The sequence below is a fragment of the Streptomyces sp. NPDC087440 genome (assembly GCF_044744005.1).
Lineage (GTDB): Bacteria > Actinomycetota > Actinomycetes > Streptomycetales > Streptomycetaceae > Streptomyces.
On record NZ_JBIUXN010000016.1, the window covers coordinates 40848 to 56534 of the forward strand.

The window sequence follows — 15687 nt, forward strand, 5'->3', positions numbered from 1 at the left end:
GTCATGCTACGCCAGCGTTTCGGGCCCCTCTCGGGGTGAGCCGTTCCCTGTCCACAGGGGGTGGAAAACCCCGGTGACGCCCTTCGATGACGTACGCGATCATCGGCGGATGAGCGACGACGCGAACAACGACGCGCACCACGTGCCGACGGACCCGCAGGAGCGCAGGCGTGCGGCCTGGCGCAGTGCGAAGAAGGTGCTCTCCCGGCCCTCCGCCCAGCACCGGATCGGCGAGCAGCTGACGCACCTGGCCGCCCACGCGGGCCGTGTGTACGACCTCGACGCGAGCACCGACATCTACGGCGACGGCGTCGTGGAGGAGCTGGAGCGGCGCACCGCGCGCCTCCTCGGCAAGGAGGCCGCCGCGTTCTTCCCCACCGGCACCATGGCACAGCAGATCGCACTCCGGTGCTGGGCGGGGCACACCGGGAACAACACCGTCGCCCTGCACCCGCGCGCGCATCCGGAGCTGCACGAACGCAGCGCCCTCTATGAGGTGAGCGGTTTGCGCACGGTGCACCCGACGGGCGAGGCACGGTTGCCGAACGCCGACGAGGTGCGTGAGTTCGAGGAGCCCTTCGGCACGCTGATGCTCGAACTGCCGCTGCGGGAGGCCGGTTTTGTGCTCCCGTCGTGGGAGGAGCTGACGGAGGTGGTGGAGGCGGCCCGGGAGCGGGACGCCGTCGTGCACTTCGACGGGGCGCGGCTGTGGGAGTGCACACCGCATTTCGGGCGTCCTCTGGAGGAGATCGCCGCGCTCGCCGACAGCGTGTACGTGTCGTTCTACAAGTCGCTGGAAGGGATGTCGGGCGCGGTGCTCGCGGGCCCCGCGACGCTGATCGACGAGGCGCGGACCTGGCGGCACCGCTACGGGGGCAACCTGTTCCAGCAGTACCCGGCGGCGCTGAGCGCGCTGATCGGCCTGGAGCGGGAGCTGCCCCGGCTGCCCGCCTACGTGGCCCACGCCAAGGGGGTGGCGCAGGCGCTGGTGGAGGGTTTCCGGGAGGCGGGGACGCCGTGGTTCCGGGTGCACCCGGAGGTGCCGCACACGCATCAGTTCCAGGTGTGGCTGCCGTACGGGGCGGACGCGCTCACCGAAGCGGCGGTGCGCCAGGCGGAGGAGACCGGGGTGGCGCTGTTCCAGCGGTGGTTCACCGCCCCGGAGGGCCCTCCGGGGGTGGCGGTGACCGAGCTGACGGTGGCGTCGCAGGGGCTGGAGTGGAGCGCGGCGGACGTGCGGGAGGCGGTGGCCGGATTCGTCGGCCGTCTCGGCTAGTTGCAGTTGGCGGCGGTACGGGCGGGCCGTGCGGTACGGGTCGCGGGGGCGTTCCGTACGGTACGGAACCGGTCCGCGACCCGGGCCAGGGCGGCCCGCACGTACGAACCGGCGGGGCGCTCGGCGACGACCGCGCGGAAGCGGAGGTCGTCGCGGACGGTGTCGCGCAGTTCGCGGACCGTCTGCCAGTCGTGCCGGCCGGGGGCGGGCGGGGTCGGGGTGCCGTGCTGGGCGGCGCGGTAGGCGTCGAAGAGGTGCTGCTGGGATGCGGTCATGTCCCTCACGCTGCGCCGGGCTCCGGCCCGGCTGCCAACCGATTGACGAAGCCCGCCAATTGGACCGCCGTCGATTGACGGGCGGCGTCAATCGACGGGCCGATTGTCAGTGGGGCCGTGCACCATGGGGCCATGAGCGTCTCCGTGGACATCACCGGCCTGCCGCCCGAGCGGATCGACTTCGCGATCTCGCCGCTGGGCGAGCTGGGCATGGCGCTGCACGCCCTGTCCGAGCCGGGGCACCACCCGGGCCTGCACGGCTGGGCGACGGCGACCTCGTCCGCGCTCAAGCCGGACCTGGCGGACCGGCTCACCGAGGCCGACTTCCTGTGGCGCACGACGTTCTCGGACGTGTTCCTGCCGTTCGCCGGCCTCAAGGACCCCTCGGCCGCCCCCGGGGCGACGCTCGCGGAGGACCTGGACCTGCTGGACCGGCTGGACGACGAGGAGTTCGTGTCGGCCGCCCTGGAGTTCACCTGCTCCAGCATGTACGCGGAGGGCGGCCCCTCCCCGCTGGTGGACACCGGGCTGCGGACGCGTGCGCTGGACCTCGCGGCGGCCCGCGGGCCCAAGCAACTGGACTTCACCGACCGCCTGCTGAACGACCCGGGGGCCGTCCGGCTGTGGCTGCGGCGGCTCTTCGAGGACTGCGACGAGGCCTTCTTCGCCGACACCTGGCGGCGGGTGCGGGTCCAGCTCGCCTCCGACGCCCGGCACAAGCACGACCTGCTCCAGCGCCGGGGCCTGGCCGAGGCGCTGCACGCGGTCTCCCCCGCCCTCACCCTGGACGAGGACGGCCGCCGCATCCGGGCCGACAAGCTCGCCGAGGGCCACACCACCGCCGTGGACCCCGAGGTCGGGGCGGGGCTCACCGCCGTGCCGTCCACCTTCGGCTGGCCGCACCTGCTGGTGCTGCACGCGCCCGGCTGGCGGCCGGTGATCCACTACCCGGTGAGCGCCGTCGAGCTGCCGTCGCCCGCTTCCGTACCGCTGTTGCAGCAGCGGCTGGAGGCTCTGGCGCACCCGATGCGGATGCGGCTGTGCCGGTTCCTGGCGCGCACGCCGTACACGACGGGCGAGCTGGCCGACGTCCTGGGCATCACCGCGCCGGAAGTCTCCCGGCACCTGGGGGTGCTCAAGAAGGCCGGTCTGCTCACCACCCGCCGCCGCGGCCGGTACGTCCTGCACCACCTGGACAACACCGTGGTGGCCCGGCTCGGCAGCGACTTCCTGGAGGGGGTGCTGCGCTAGGGCCCCCTCCGGCACGCCGGGCGAGCGGCCACGGGTCGGCTAGACGCCGGGCGAGCCCCCGGCCCGTACCAGACCCGTCTCGTACGCCAGCACGACCACCTGCACGCGGTCGCGCAGCCCGAGCTTGGTCAGGATGCGGCCCACGTGGGTCTTCACGGTGGCCTCGGAGAGCACCAGCCGGGCGGCGATCTCGCCGTTCGACAGGCCCTGCGCGACGAGCAGCATCACCTCGCGCTCGCGGTCGGTGAGCTTCTCGATCTCCTTGTGCTGCGGTTCCTTGCCGCTGCTCGGCAGCATCGGCGAGAACCGGTCGAGCAGGCGCCGGGTGGTGGACGGCGCGACGACCGCGTCGCCGCTGTGCACCGAGCGGATCGCGGCCAGCAGCTCCGCCGGGGGCACGTCCTTCAGCATGAAGCCGCTGGCCCCCGCCTGGAGCCCGGAGAAGGCGTACTCGTCCAGGTCGAAGGTGGTCAGGATGAGCACCCGCGGCGCGTTGTCCTGCGCGCAGATCCGCCGGGTCGCCTCCACCCCGTCCAGCCTCGGCATGCGCACGTCCATCAGGACGACGTCCACGGCGGTGCTGCGCAGGATGTCCAGCGCCTCCTGCCCGTCGCCCGCCTCGGCGACGACCTCCATGTCCGGCTGAGCGGCCAGGACCATGCGGAAACCGGTGCGCAGCAGCATCTGGTCGTCGACGAGCATCACGCGGATCGGCGGCATAAGAGGAGACCTTCCAGAGGGGTGTCAGTGGGCGGGCTTGAGCGGCAGCAGCGCGCTGATCCGGAAGCCGCCGCCGGGGCGCGGCCCCGCGTCCAGCGTGCCGCCGACCATACCGACCCGCTCGCGCATGCCGATCAGGCCGTGGCCCTGGCCGTCCGCGCCGCCGTCCTCGTACAGCTCGTGCGCGGCGCCCCGCCCGTCGTCCTCGACGAGCAGGCCGAGCCCGTCGTCGAAGTACACCAGGCGCACGCTCGCGCCCGCGTCGGGGCCGCCGTGCTTGCGGGTGTTGGTGAGGGCTTCCTGCACGATCCGGTACGCGGTCAGCTCGACGCCGCTGGGCAGCGGGCGGGCGGTGCCCTCGACGCGGAAGTCGACGGTGAGTCCGGCCGTCCGTACCTGCTCGACCAGGTCCTCGATCTGCTGGACGTCGGGCTGCGGCACGTACTCGCCGCTCTCCGGCGCCTCGCCGCTGCGCAGCACGCCGAGCAGCCGCCGCATCTCGGCGAGCGCCTGGCGGCCGGTCGTGGAGATGGTCTCCAGCGCCTGCTTGGCCTGGTCGGGGGATGCGTCCATGACGTACGCGGCGCCGTCGGCCTGGACGATCATCACGGAGACGTTGTGCGCGACGACGTCGTGCAGTTCGCGGGCGATGCGGGCCCGCTCGGCGGCGACGGCGACCTTGGCCTGTGCCTCGCGCTCCTTCTCCAGCCGGGTGGCCCGCTCCTCCAGCTGTGCGAAGTAGGCGCGCCGGGTGCGCAGCGAGTCGCCGAGCACCCAGGCGAGCAGGAAGGGGATGGTCAGGAAGACCGCGTAGGCGATGGGCGCGACCGCGTCGCCCTTGTCGACCGGCCACCTGAGCTGGGAGATCGTGGCCGCCACCAGCGAGCCGCCGAGGGCCAGCCGGGACGCCCAGCGGGCTCCGTTGGCGGCCACCGTGTAGACGATGACGAACATCGCGAAGTTCGCCAGGTGCGGCTCGACGCCCAGCGCCACCTGCGCGAGCCCGACGACGATCGCGAGCAGCAGCATCCGCTCCGGGAAGCGGCGGCGCAGCGCGAGCACCAGACACATCAGCACGATGCTGGCCAGGCCCAGCGAGATGCTGTGGCCGTCCCAGGCGCTGCCCGCCGACATCGCGGACATCCCGAGGAGAATCACAGCCCAGAAGCTGTCGACGCTCGTCGGGTGTCTGCGGATGAAGTCGTAGATGCGCTGCACATGTCCAGCGTAGGGAAACCACGGAGGCCGAAGGGTCAACCGGAGGAGCGATCCGATGGTGCGGCCCCTACTCCCCAAGGTGGAGACCCAGGGGAGACTTGGTGGCGTGAGAGACGGTTCGACACCCCCCGACGGGCAGGACAACACGGACACCGCCCGCCGGGACGGAGGGCACGACAGGCACGACCGACACGAGGAAGGGAACGGCTGGTTCGGCTGGCGGGCCGCGACCGAGCGGGCCCTCTACGGCCCTGGCGGCTTCTACCTGCGCCCCGAGGGCCCCGCGGGCCACTTCCGCACCTCGGTGCACGCGTCGCCGCTGTTCGCCCGGGCCGTGGCCGGTCTTCTCCTGCGTACGTACGCGGATCTGGGCGGCCCGGAGCGTCTCCCCCGCATCGACCTGGTCGACATCGGCGCCGGTCGCGGCGAGCTGCTGACGGGGGTGCTGGCGGCGCTTCCGCCGGACGTCGAGGTCCACCCGTACGGTGTCGAGAAGGCACCCCGTCCGCACGGGCTCGACCACCGCATCGAGTGGTGCGCCGAGCCGCCCCGGGGAGTGCGGGGCCTCGTCTTCGCGAACGAGTGGCTGGACAACGTCCCCGTGGACGTCGCGGAGACGGACGCGGACGGACTCCCCCGCTACGTCGAGGTGCGCGCCGACGGCACGGAACGCCCGGGTGCGCCGGTCGCGGGCGCGGACGCGCGGTGGCTGGCGCGGTGGTGGCCGCTGGCCGGGCTGCCCGCCGGGCACCGGGCGGAGATCGGCCGCCCCCGGGACGAGGCGTGGGCGGCGGCGGTGGGCACGCTGGACGCCGGTCTGGCGGTGGCGGTGGACTACGCGCACGGGGCCGGGGCGCGGCCGCCGTTCGGGACGCTGAGCGGGTTCGCGGGGGGCCGGGAGGTGCGGCCGGTGCCGGACGGGTCCTGCGACATCACGTCGCACGTGGCGCTGGACGCGTGCGCGGCGGCTGCGCCCTCCGCTTCCTCCTCCGCTTCCCCCGCCGCGCGGCTGCTCACCCAGCGGGAGGCGCTGGCCGGACTCGGGGTGACGGGGGCCCGCCCGCCCCTGGCGCTGGCGTCGTCGGACCCGGCGGGGTACGTCCGTGCCCTGGCGGCGGCGGGCGAGGCTGCGGAACTGGTGGCGCGGGGCGGGCTGGGGGACTTCGGGTGGCTGGAGCAGAGGGTGTAGCGGGCCTCGCGCGCCTCGGCCCGTCCGGCGGTGAGGAACAGCAACCCCCGCCCCCACCCTCGCCGGGGCAAGAGATACTGACCCCCATGACACCGCAGACGCCCCCGCAGACGACCACCGTCGGCATCGGCGGCGGAGCCGAAGCCACCGACATGGTGCTCAACATCGGCCCCCAGCACCCCTCCACCCACGGCGTCCTGCGCCTGAAGCTGGTCCTGGACGGCGAGCGCATCCAGCACGCCGAGCCGGTCATCGGCTACATGCACCGCGGCGCGGAGAAGCTCTTCGAGGCCCGCGACTACCGCCAGATCGTGATGCTGGCCAACCGCCACGACTGGCTCTCCGCGTTCTCCAACGAACTCGGCGTCGTCATGGCCGTGGAGCGCATGCTGGGCATGGAGGTCCCGGAGCGCGCGGTGTGGACCCGCAACCTCCTCGCGGAGCTGAACCGGGTCCTCAACCACCTGATGTTCCTGGGCTCGTACCCCCTCGAACTCGGCGGCATCACCCCGGTCTTCCACGCCTTCCGCGAGCGCGAGGAACTCCAGCACGTCATGGAGGAGGTCTCGGGCGGGCGCATGCACTACATGTTCAACCGCGTCGGCGGCCTCAAGGAGGACCTCCCCGCGGGCTGGCTCGGCCGGGTGCGCGACGCCGTCGCCTCGGTCCGTTCCCGGATGAACATCTACGACGACCTGGTGCTCGGCAACGAGATCTTCCGCGGCCGCACCCGCGGCGTCGGCGTCCTGTCCGCCGAGGCCGTCCACGCGTACGGCGTCTCCGGACCGATCGCCCGCGCCTCCGGTGTCGACTTCGACCTGCGCCGCGACGAGCCGTACCTCGCGTACGGCGAACTCCAGGACACGTTGAAGGTCGTCACCCGCACCGAGGGCGACTGCCTGGCCCGCTTCGAATGCCTGCTGGAGCAGACCCACAACGCCCTGGACCTGGCCGACGCCTGCCTGACCCGCATCGCCGACCTGCCGCCCGGCCCGATCAACCAGCGCCTGCCGAAGGTCCTCAAGGCCCCCGAGGGCCACACGTACGCCTGGACCGAGAACCCGCTCGGCATCAACGGGTACTACCTGGTGTCCAAGGGCGAGAAGACGCCGTACCGCCTCAAGCTGCGCTCGGCGTCCTTCAACAACATCCAGGCGCTGACCGAGCTGCTGCCGGGCACCCTGGTCGCCGACATGGTTGCGATTCTCGGCTCGCTCTTCTTCGTCGTCGGCGACATCGACAAGTAGCGCCCGCCGCGAGGGGGTTCAGGACCCGGCGACGCTCCTGAGCCCCGCCACGTCCAGCTGCTCGGTCTCGTCGTGCGCGGTGAGGTCGATGACCTCGCCGACCGCGTCGCCGTCGACGCCACGGGCGGAGCGGTGCTCGGCGAGCGCCTCCTCGCCGACGACGTCGGCCAGGTCGGTCTCCTGCACCGCGCGCTCGGCCGGGGTGCCCGCACCCGTGCCCGTACCGAAGAAGTCGAATCCGCCCTGCTTGCGGACGGCGGGCAGGTTCTGCGGTGCGTACGGGGCGAGCGCGGCCGACGGCCGCATGTGCTCCCGCAGTTCCCGCGTCGGCACGGGGGCCTGCGGGGCCTGACGTGCCTGTGGGGCTCGCGGGGCCTGCGGTCCCTGCGGCTCCTGCGGGGCCTGCGGTGCCTGCTGTGTCTGTGCAGGAGTTCGTACGGGCGGCTTCGCAGGAGTTCGTACGGGCGGCTTCGCCGCGCTCGCCGGAGTCGGAGCCGGAACCGGAGCCAGCGCCTCCACCCCTGTGGAGCCGGTCGGCGCCGTGGACTCGGCGGCGGGAACCCCGTCCCGCACCTGCTCCGCCCCGCGCTCCGCGGCATGCTCCGCCACCCGCGCGGGCGCCTGGGCCGCAGCCCGCACCTCCACCTCGCGCCCCGCACCCGACGCCAGCTTCTCCAGCGCCGCCGCGGCCCGTGCGTACGCCGCCGGGGTCGGCGTGGAGGCCCCCGCCGTCAGCTCCTTGGGGGCCGCGGAGGCCGCCTCCAGCTCCAGCAGGCGACGCCGCTCCAGCGCGGTGGCCCGCTCGGTCTCGGCGGTCGCGTACCGGCGCAGCAGCGCGGCGTGCTCGTTGCGCAGCCCGGCCAGCTCGACGCGCTTGGCGCGCAGCTTGTTCTCCAGCCGGATGCGCAGGGCGCGCGACTCCTCCAGGTCGCCCTCCAGATCGGCGGCCCGCTCCTCGGCCTTCCATACATCGGCCTCGCGGGCCCGGTTCAGCTCGGCGACCTTGCGGCCCGCCGTGCGGTCCCAACTGCGCATGAGGGCGGCCCCGGTGACGGCCGCCGCGGCTGCGGCGGCGACCAGTATCCGGAGCACCACGGGTTCCGCCACGAACCAGGCACCGCCCGCGATCACGAGCGAGGCGCCCGCGACCGTCGAGGGCGGCAGCAGTTTGTGCAGGGGTGGGGAATGGCGGTGGCGTCCACGTGGCATGGCTTGAAATTTACCGTGTGCGCGACACGTATGGGGTATCGCCCGTAAATCTGTTCCCGCCCGTTACGCGACGAACACGCCGGGCGGCGCCCGCCATTCCCCCGGTGCCTACTTCTTCAGGAGCCCCTTCGACTCCAGGTAGGCCTTCGCGACGTCGGCCTCCTTGGCCCGCTCGATGTCGACCTTGCGGTTCAGCTCACCGAGATCGGCCGTGGTCAGCGCCTTGGTGACCTTGTTCAGGGCCTCGGCCACCGCCGGGTCCGAGGCGTCCTTGGTGTTGAGCACGGGCAGCAGGTTGTCGGCGTTCTGGAGCTTCTTGTCGTCCTCCAGGAAGACCAGGCCGAAGCTGTCGATGGTGGCGTCGGTCGTGGTGGTCAGGACGAGCTGGTCCTCCCCGTCCTTCACGGCCTGCTTGGCCTGCGGGGTGCCGACGCCCTTGGGGTCGATTCCCGCGACGTCGATGCCGTACTTCGACTTCAGGCCCGGCGCGCAGAACGGCCGGATCGCGCACTCGTCGCCCGCCGCGATCTTGACCTTGATCTTGGACCTGCCCAGATCGGAAAGGGTCTTGAGCTTGTTCTTCGCGGCGAATTCCTTGGTCACCGCGAAGGCGTTCTGGTCGACGGCCTCTCCCGCGGGCAGGACTTTCAGCCCGAGCGGAGTGGCGAGCTTCTCCAGCTCGCCGACTGTCTTGGCAACGTCCGGCGAGGCCAGCGGATTGCTCTTGGCCTTCTCCGCACCGTTGACCTTGGCATTGAGGAATTCCGCGAGCGTCGCCGCGTATTCCGGGACGACGTCTATCTCGCCCTTCTCCAGCGAGGGTTCGTACAGCTCACGGTTCTTGACGACGGTCACCGAGGTGTCGAATCCGGCGTCCTTCAGCACCTGCGCGTACAGCTCCGCGAGCACCTTGGACTCGGTGAAGGCCGCCGCGCCCACCACAAGCGCCCCCTTCTTGCCGCCGGCCGCACCGGAACCGGCGTCGGCACCGGCGGAGGCCCCGCCCGCGCCCGGCTTCTCCTTCTCCAGGCTGTCGCCGCCGCACGCGGCGAGCGAACCGGACAGGGCCACCAGGCCGACTATCGCGCCCGCGAGACGTGAGGTCTTGATCATGAGGATTCACCATCCGTGAGAGGCACGAAGTGCCGGAACAACAGAAAGACCGGAACAACAGAAAGAGTGGGGACAGCCGTACGAAACGCGCTCACGCCGACTTCCGCAGCGGCGAGCAGAACCGGCCGAGCAGCACCAGCGTCCCCTCCACCACCAGGGCGAGCAGCGCCACCAGCACGGCCCCCGCCACGACCTGCGCGGTGTCGTACGTGTTGAAGCCGGCGGTGATGATCCGCCCGAGCCCGCCCTGCCCGACCATCGCGGCGATCGATGCGGTGGCCACCACCTGGACGGCGGCCGAGCGCAGACCGGTCATCACCAGGGGGTACGCGAGGGGCAGTTCGACCCGCAGGAAAAGCTGCATGCCGGACATGCCCATGCCGCGCGCGGCCTCGACCACCGCCCGGTCCACCTCCCGCATCCCCACGTACGCGTTGGTCAGCAGCGGCGGCACCGCGAACAGCACCAGCGCGATGATCGTCGGCAGGTAACCGGCGGACCTCAGCGGCGAGACCATGAACAGCGCCAGCACCGCGAACACCGGGATCGCCCGTCCGATGTTGGAGATGTTGACCGCGAGCGCACCTCCCTTGCCGAGGTGCCCGAGCAGGAAGGCCAGCGGCAGCGCGAGCAGGCAGGCGGCCACCAGGGCGACCCCGCTGACGTACAGATGCTCCGTCAGCCGGGTCCAGACCCCGCCGTCGCCGGACCAGTTGGAGCCCGTGACCAGCCAGGTCCAGGCATCACCGAGCACACCCATCGCGATCAGCCCGCCTCAACAGCCGCAGAAGTCTTGCGTATGCGGTCCCGCAGCGGCTCCCGCCGGGCCTTCGGGGCCCGCGGCCCCCTTGTCCACGGAGTGAGCAGCCGTTGCAGCCCGAGCAGCAGCAGGTCGGCGACCAGCGCCAGCAGCACGCACAGCACGGAGGCGGCGAGCACCTGCGCCTTGAAGAAGGTGGGCAGCGCGTCCTCGATCAGATTGCCGAGCCCGCCCCGCCCCACGATGGACCCGACGGTGGTCAGCGCCACCGTCGAGACGGTCGCGATCCGCACCCCGGCCATCAACGCGGGCAGCGAGAGCGGCAGTTCCACTTCCCACAGCAGCCGCCACGGCCCGTACCCCATCCCGCGCGCCGCTTCCCTGGCCTCTTCGGGCACGGCCTCCAGGCCCGCCAGGATGTTCCGTACCAGGATCGTCAGCGAGTACAGCACCAGCCCGGTGATGACCAGCGCCGACGACAGCCCGAACAGCGGCAGCAGCAGCGAGAACATGGCCAGCGACGGCACCGTGTAGAGGATCGTGGTCAGCCCGAGGACGGGTCCGGCGAAGCGCTGGTGGCGCCGCGCGAGAACGGCCAGCGGAAGCGCCACGGCCAGTCCGATCAGCACCGACGCCACCGTGATCCCCACGTGCTGGAGGGTCGCGTCGGTCAACTCCTGGCTTCGGGAACGCAGGTACTCCCCGCAGATCCAGTCGTTCGTCACCAGACAGTTCTGCTCACTCACGCGTTCCCACCTCCCCCGATTCGGCCGTTCCACACGACTGAGAACGTATGTTCACGCATCGTCGAACGACCATATCCCCGACCACTGACAACGAGCCCGGCCCGGTTCGGCCTGCCACATCCCGGCAACACGCTCTTCACACAACACCCGCCACCAGCCGCCACAATGGGGACCCATGATCCGGTTCGAGCACGTCACCAAGCGCTACGCCGACGGAACGACCGCCGTCGACGACCTGTCCTTCGAGGTCGCCGCGGGTGAACTCGTCACGCTCGTCGGCCCGTCGGGCTGCGGCAAGACCACCACCATGAAGATGGTCAACCGCCTCATCGAGCCCACCGAGGGCCGCATATTCCTCGACGGCGAGGACATAGCCGACGGCGACCCCGTGGAACTCCGCCGCCGGATCGGGTACGTCATCCAGCAGGTCGGCCTCTTCCCGCACAAGACCGTCCTCGACAACACCGCCACGGTCCCGCACCTGCTCGGCGTGAAGAAGACCGAGGCACGGCTGCGGGCCGCCGAACTCCTCGACCTGGTCGGCCTCGACCCCAAGGTCTACGGGTCCCGCTACCCCGAACAGCTCTCCGGCGGCCAGCGCCAGCGCGTCGGCGTCGCCCGCGCCCTGGCCGCGGACCCGCCCGTACTCCTCATGGACGAACCGTTCGGCGCGGTCGACCCGGTGGTCCGCGAACGCCTCCAGAACGAGTTCCTCAAGCTCCAGTCGCAGGTCCGCAAGACGGTGCTGTTCGTGACGCACGACATCGAGGAGGCGGTCCGCCTCGGCGACCGCATCGCCGTCTACGGACAGGGCACCATCGAGCAGTTCGACGCACCGGCCGTGGTGCTGGGCGCACCCGCCACTGGGTACGTCGCGGACTTCGTCGGCGCCGACCGGGGCCTCAAGAGGCTCTCGGTGACCCCGATCGAGGAGGGCGACCTGGAGCAGCCGCCCGTGGTGCACCTGGACGACCCGATGCGCACCGCCTCGGCACGGCTGGCGGAGCAGGGGGCGCACTGGGCCGTCGTCCTGGACGGGGAGGACAACCTGCACGGCTGGATTCCCGCGGAGTCCGCGGGCAAGGACGGCACGGTGCGCGAGCACGCGCGCCGGATGGAGGCGTGGCTGCCGGTGGGGGCCTCGCTGAAGCAGGCGTTCTCGACGATGCTCCAGCACGACGCCGGGTGGATCGCGGTGATCGACGAGGCGAGCGAGGGCCGCTTCCTCGGGGTGCTCACCCCGGCCCGGCTGCACGAAGCCCTGCGCCGGTCCATCGACGCGGACGGGCGCAGGGTCTCTCGTACGGAGGTGGACGTGGAGACGGTGGGCTGACCACCCGCTCCGGCCGTCAGGGGGTGATCCCGAGTCCGTCAGGCGGTGAGCTTCTTGCTCATCCACTCGATGACGGCGGGGATCTCGCGCTTCCAGGTGTTGAAGTTGTGGCCGCCGCTGTTGAGCGTGATCGAGGAGACCTTCGTCGGCGGCTTCACCTTGCTGATGAACTCCGCCGTCGGCTTCTTGTTGCTCTCGCCCTTCTTGCTGGTGGTGACCAGCAGGGAGGTCTTGGGCGCGGGCAGGTGGTCGAGCGCCCAGATCAGGTTGGCGCGCTTCTTCAGGTCCTCGTCGCCGCCGAAGAGGTCACCGGTCGTGGGGTCGTCGGCCGCCTTGTAGTCCGGGGAGAGGCCCGCGCCCGCGGCGAACCTGTCCGGGTGCGCCATGGCGATCTTCAGGGCGCAGTAGCCGCCGGTGGAGTTCCCCATGAAGCCCCAGTTCTGCGGCTTCGTGCCCACGCGGTACGAGGCGGAGATCGCCTGCGGCAGGTCCTTGGCGAAGAAGGTCTCGGTCTGCGGGCCGCCGGGGATGTCCACGCAGTTGGTGTCGCGCGGCGGCGCGACGGTCGGCCGCATCAGGACCATGATCATCGGCTGTGCCTTGCCCGCGCGGGCCTGCATCAGAGCGGTCTGCGGGTAGCGGAGCCCTTTGATCAGGTTCATCGCGATGCCCGGGTAGCCGGTGAGCACGACCGTCGCCGGGAACTGCTTCTTCTTGAACTCCGGCTGGAAGTACTCCGGCGGCAGGTAGACGTACGCCGGGCTGACGATCTTGGAGGCGCGGCCCTCGATCCGTACTTCCTGTATCTGCCCGCCGACGGCCGGCTTGTTGCCGCCGGGTACGTCCATCGCCTGGGTCCCGATGAGCTGGGCCTCCTTGCTGCCGCCCCCGCTCGCGTGGTCGACGACCACACCCATCTGGTCCTCCTGGCCGAAGAGGTCCGCCCAGGAGCCGTAGAAGAGGAACGACTTGTTCGCGGCCAGGCCGATCGCGGCGAACAGCGCCAACTGGGTCGCCAGCATCATGCCGATCCGGCCGAGCACGGAACGCCAGGTGCGTCCCGACAGCCGCGGCCAGAGCCAGATCGTGGCGGCGAACAGCAGTACCGCCACCACAACGGCGAGCACGAGAACTTTGGTGCTGGTGAGACCCATGTCGAGATCGTTACTTCCTGGCTGAGAATTTCCTGAGAGCTGAGTGAACCCACCTCCCGCAAGCGCCGTCCTAGTGAACGCACAATGTCCGGACGGACCTTCTCCAGGTTCCACGGGCACACAACCTCTCGCGGAACCTCGGGAAGCGATGTCAATCAGAATAGATGGGGATAAGTCCGGAGCGGTTCCGGATCGGGTCCGGCGGGTCCTGCGCGGACCGCGTCCCGAAACGGTCCCTTCGCTGGTGGGCGCGGCCGTCACGATCGTGGGCCTGCTCGACATCGCCGCCGGGGTCTTCCCCCGTTTCCGGCACAGTCGCATGCACAGCCTGGCCGAGGTGCTGCCGGGTACGTTCGGCCCGTTCGCGGCCGCGTTCTCGCTCACCGTGGGTGTGCTGCTGCTCCTGCTCGCGCACGGGCTGAAGCGGCGCAAGCGCCGGGCCTGGCGCTCGGCGGTGTTCCTGCTGCCCGTCGGAGCGGTCGCCCAGTACACGTACCGGCACTCCGTCATCGGTGTGCTGATCGCCCTCGCACTCCTGGCGCTCCTGATCGTCCATCGGAGTGAATTCGCCGCGCTGCCGGACCCGCGCAGCCGCTGGAAGGCGCTCACCAACTTCGTCGTGATGCTGGTGGGCTCCCTGGCGCTGGGCCTGCTGATCGTCAGCTCGCACCCGAGGAAGCTGATCGGCGACCCGAGCCTGCTGGAGCGCCTGGAGCACGTCCTGTACGGGCTGGTGGGCTTCGAGGGCCCCCTCTCGTACGGCGGACAGGTCTCCTGGACGGTCGGCTACTCGCTCGGCGCGCTGGGCTGGATCACCGCGATCACCACGGTCTACCTGGCCTTCCGCCCCGAGCACCCGGCCGCCCGCCTCACCGAGGAGGACGAGGCGCAGCTGCGCGCCCTGCTCGCCAAGCACGGCGACCGCGACTCGCTGGGCCACTTCGCGCTGCGCCACGACAAGGCGGCGGTCTTCTCCCCCTCGGGCAAGGCGGCCGTCACCTACCGGGTGGTCTCCGGCGTGATGCTGGCCAGCGGCGACCCGATCGGCGACGTCGAGGCCTGGCCGGGTGCGATCGAGCGCTTCATGGAGGAGGCCAAGGCCCACTCCTGGACCCCGGCCGTGATGGGCTGCTCGGAGACGGGCGGCGAGGTGTGGACCCGTGAGACGGGCCTGGACGCCCTGGAGCTGGGCGACGAGGCGATCGTCGACGTCCCCGACTTCTCCCTCACCGGCCGCGCGATGCGCAACGTGCGCCAGATGGTCAAGCGCATCGAGCGCAACGGTTACGAGACGCGTGTGCGCCGGGTCGGCGACCTGGACTCCGAGGAGCTGGACCGCATCCGCCGCGCCGCCGCCGACTGGCGCGGCACGGAGACCGAGCGCGGCTTCTCGATGGCGCTGGGCCGTGTGGGTGAGCCGGGCGACGAGGACTGCTTCATCGCCACCGCCCACAAGGCCGACGACGAGGGCGCCGACCCCGGCCCCTACGGCGACCTGAAGGCCGTCCTGCACTTCGTCCCCTGGGGTCCGGACGGCATGTCCCTGGACCTGATGCGGCGCGACCGCAGCGCGGACCCGGGCATGAACGAACTCCTGATCGTCGCGTCCCTCACGGCCGCCCCCTCCCTCGGCATCACGAAGGTCTCCCTGAACTTCGCGATGTTCCGCTCGGCGCTCGCCCGCGGCGAGAAACTGGGCGCGGGCCCGGTCCTGCGCGGCTGGCGCGGCCTGCTGGTCTTCCTCTCCCGCTGGTTCCAGATCGAGTCCCTCTACAAGTTCAACGCGAAGTTCCGCCCGCGCTGGGAGCCGCGCTTCGTGGTCTTCCGCACCACCCGGGACCTCCCGCGCATCGGCTTCGCCGCGATGCAGGCCGAGGGCTTCGTCACGCTGGCCCTCCCCCGCTTCCTGCGCCGCAAGCCGTCCCCGCGCCGCGGCCCCCAACCGTGCGCCCACGTACCGGCCCAGTCGGTGCGGGAGGTCGAACGGGTCGCCTAAAGGGGCGCGGGGAACTGCGCGAGCAACCACCCACCCAGCCGCGCGGCCGAGCGCTTTAGGTGAAGGGGCGGGACCGGGGCGAAATCCGGGGGTCCGGGGGCAGCGCCCCCGGCACGAACAGCACCCCCCCCCCCCCCCCCCCCCCCCCCGCCCCCCCCCCCCCCCCCCCCCCCCCGCCCCCCCACCCCCCCCCGGGCCCC

At 71.6% G+C, this 15687-nt stretch carries 14 protein-coding genes; 6 read left to right on the top strand and 8 right to left on the bottom strand.

Translation table 11 applies throughout. From position 1 onward, the window contains the following. The first annotated feature begins 109 nt into the window (after nt 1–109). On the top strand, nt 110–1276 hold the full coding sequence (locus ACIO3O_RS28020) for a threonine aldolase family protein (protein ID WP_401750473.1): 1167 nt from the start codon (nt 110–112) through the stop codon (nt 1274–1276). Here the strand turns inward: ACIO3O_RS28020 and ACIO3O_RS28025 are convergent. Then, on the bottom strand, nt 1273–1551 hold the full coding sequence (locus ACIO3O_RS28025) for a hypothetical protein (protein ID WP_401750476.1): 279 nt from the start codon (nt 1549–1551) through the stop codon (nt 1273–1275). The two genes, ACIO3O_RS28020 and ACIO3O_RS28025, sit on opposite strands and share 4 nt — an antisense overlap. 132 nt (nt 1552–1683) lie before the next feature. On the opposite strand from ACIO3O_RS28025, the gene ACIO3O_RS28030 reads away from it, so the two are divergent. Further along, nucleotides 1684–2802, top strand: a complete 1119-nt coding sequence (locus tag ACIO3O_RS28030) for a DUF5937 family protein (protein ID WP_401750477.1) — start codon at nt 1684–1686, stop codon at nt 2800–2802. A 39-nt stretch (nt 2803–2841) separates the two neighbouring features. On the opposite strand, the gene ACIO3O_RS28035 is transcribed toward ACIO3O_RS28030, so the two are convergent. Then, nucleotides 2842–3522, bottom strand: a complete 681-nt coding sequence (locus ACIO3O_RS28035) for a response regulator (protein ID WP_401750479.1) — start codon at nt 3520–3522, stop codon at nt 2842–2844. A 24-nt stretch (nt 3523–3546) separates the two neighbouring features. Continuing rightward, nucleotides 3547–4740, bottom strand: coding sequence for a sensor histidine kinase (locus ACIO3O_RS28040; protein ID WP_401750480.1), 1194 nt, complete (start codon nt 4738–4740; stop codon nt 3547–3549). Nucleotides 4741–4795: 55 nt separating this feature from the next. Here ACIO3O_RS28040 and ACIO3O_RS28045 point away from each other — a divergent pair, with 55 nt between their 5' ends. Together ACIO3O_RS28045 and ACIO3O_RS28050 are read left to right on the top strand one after the other, a co-directional pair. Continuing rightward, entirely contained in the window at nt 4796–5929 is a 1134-nt protein-coding gene (locus ACIO3O_RS28045) for an SAM-dependent methyltransferase (protein WP_401750482.1), read from the top strand. A gap of 86 nt (nt 5930–6015) precedes the next feature. Next, the gene (locus ACIO3O_RS28050; RefSeq protein WP_401750484.1) at nt 6016–7176 is read left to right on the top strand and encodes an NADH-quinone oxidoreductase subunit D; all 1161 of its coding nucleotides are present in this window, start codon (nt 6016–6018) and stop codon (nt 7174–7176) included. A gap of 18 nt (nt 7177–7194) precedes the next feature. Here ACIO3O_RS28050 and ACIO3O_RS28055 read toward each other — a convergent pair whose 3' ends face one another. The 4 genes from ACIO3O_RS28055 to ACIO3O_RS28070 all read right to left on the bottom strand — a co-directional run bounded on the left by ACIO3O_RS28055 (nt 7195) and on the right by ACIO3O_RS28070 (nt 11004). Then, complete coding sequence (locus tag ACIO3O_RS28055) at nt 7195–8385, bottom strand: hypothetical protein (RefSeq protein WP_401750486.1); 1191 nt, start codon at nt 8383–8385, stop codon at nt 7195–7197. Between the two features lie 108 nt (nt 8386–8493). Beyond that, complete coding sequence (locus tag ACIO3O_RS28060; RefSeq protein ID WP_401750488.1) at nt 8494–9498, bottom strand: ABC transporter substrate-binding protein; 1005 nt, start codon at nt 9496–9498, stop codon at nt 8494–8496. A 91-nt stretch (nt 9499–9589) separates the two neighbouring features. Next, nucleotides 9590–10258 carry an ABC transporter permease gene (locus ACIO3O_RS28065; RefSeq protein WP_401750490.1) on the bottom strand — a complete coding sequence of 223 codons (669 nt, stop codon included), beginning with the start codon at nt 10256–10258 and terminating at the stop codon, nt 9590–9592. 5 nt (nt 10259–10263) lie between these two features. Beyond that, the gene (locus tag ACIO3O_RS28070; RefSeq protein ID WP_401750493.1) at nt 10264–11004 is read right to left on the bottom strand and encodes an ABC transporter permease; all 741 of its coding nucleotides are present in this window, start codon (nt 11002–11004) and stop codon (nt 10264–10266) included. A 175-nt stretch (nt 11005–11179) separates the two neighbouring features. On the opposite strand from ACIO3O_RS28070, the gene ACIO3O_RS28075 reads away from it, so the two are divergent. Next, nucleotides 11180–12337 (top strand): ABC transporter ATP-binding protein, encoded by a 1158-nt coding sequence (locus ACIO3O_RS28075; RefSeq protein ID WP_401750495.1) that lies wholly within the window; start codon nt 11180–11182, stop codon nt 12335–12337. Between the two features lie 38 nt (nt 12338–12375). Here the strand turns inward: ACIO3O_RS28075 and ACIO3O_RS28080 are convergent, their stop codons facing one another. Next, nucleotides 12376–13491, bottom strand: coding sequence for an alpha/beta hydrolase (locus ACIO3O_RS28080; RefSeq protein ID WP_401750497.1), 1116 nt, complete (start codon nt 13489–13491; stop codon nt 12376–12378). A gap of 148 nt (nt 13492–13639) precedes the next feature. On the opposite strand from ACIO3O_RS28080, the gene ACIO3O_RS28085 reads away from it, so the two are divergent. After that, nucleotides 13640–15487, top strand: coding sequence for a phosphatidylglycerol lysyltransferase domain-containing protein (locus ACIO3O_RS28085; protein WP_401750500.1), 1848 nt, complete (start codon nt 13640–13642; stop codon nt 15485–15487). Nucleotides 15488–15687 lie beyond the last annotated feature (200 nt).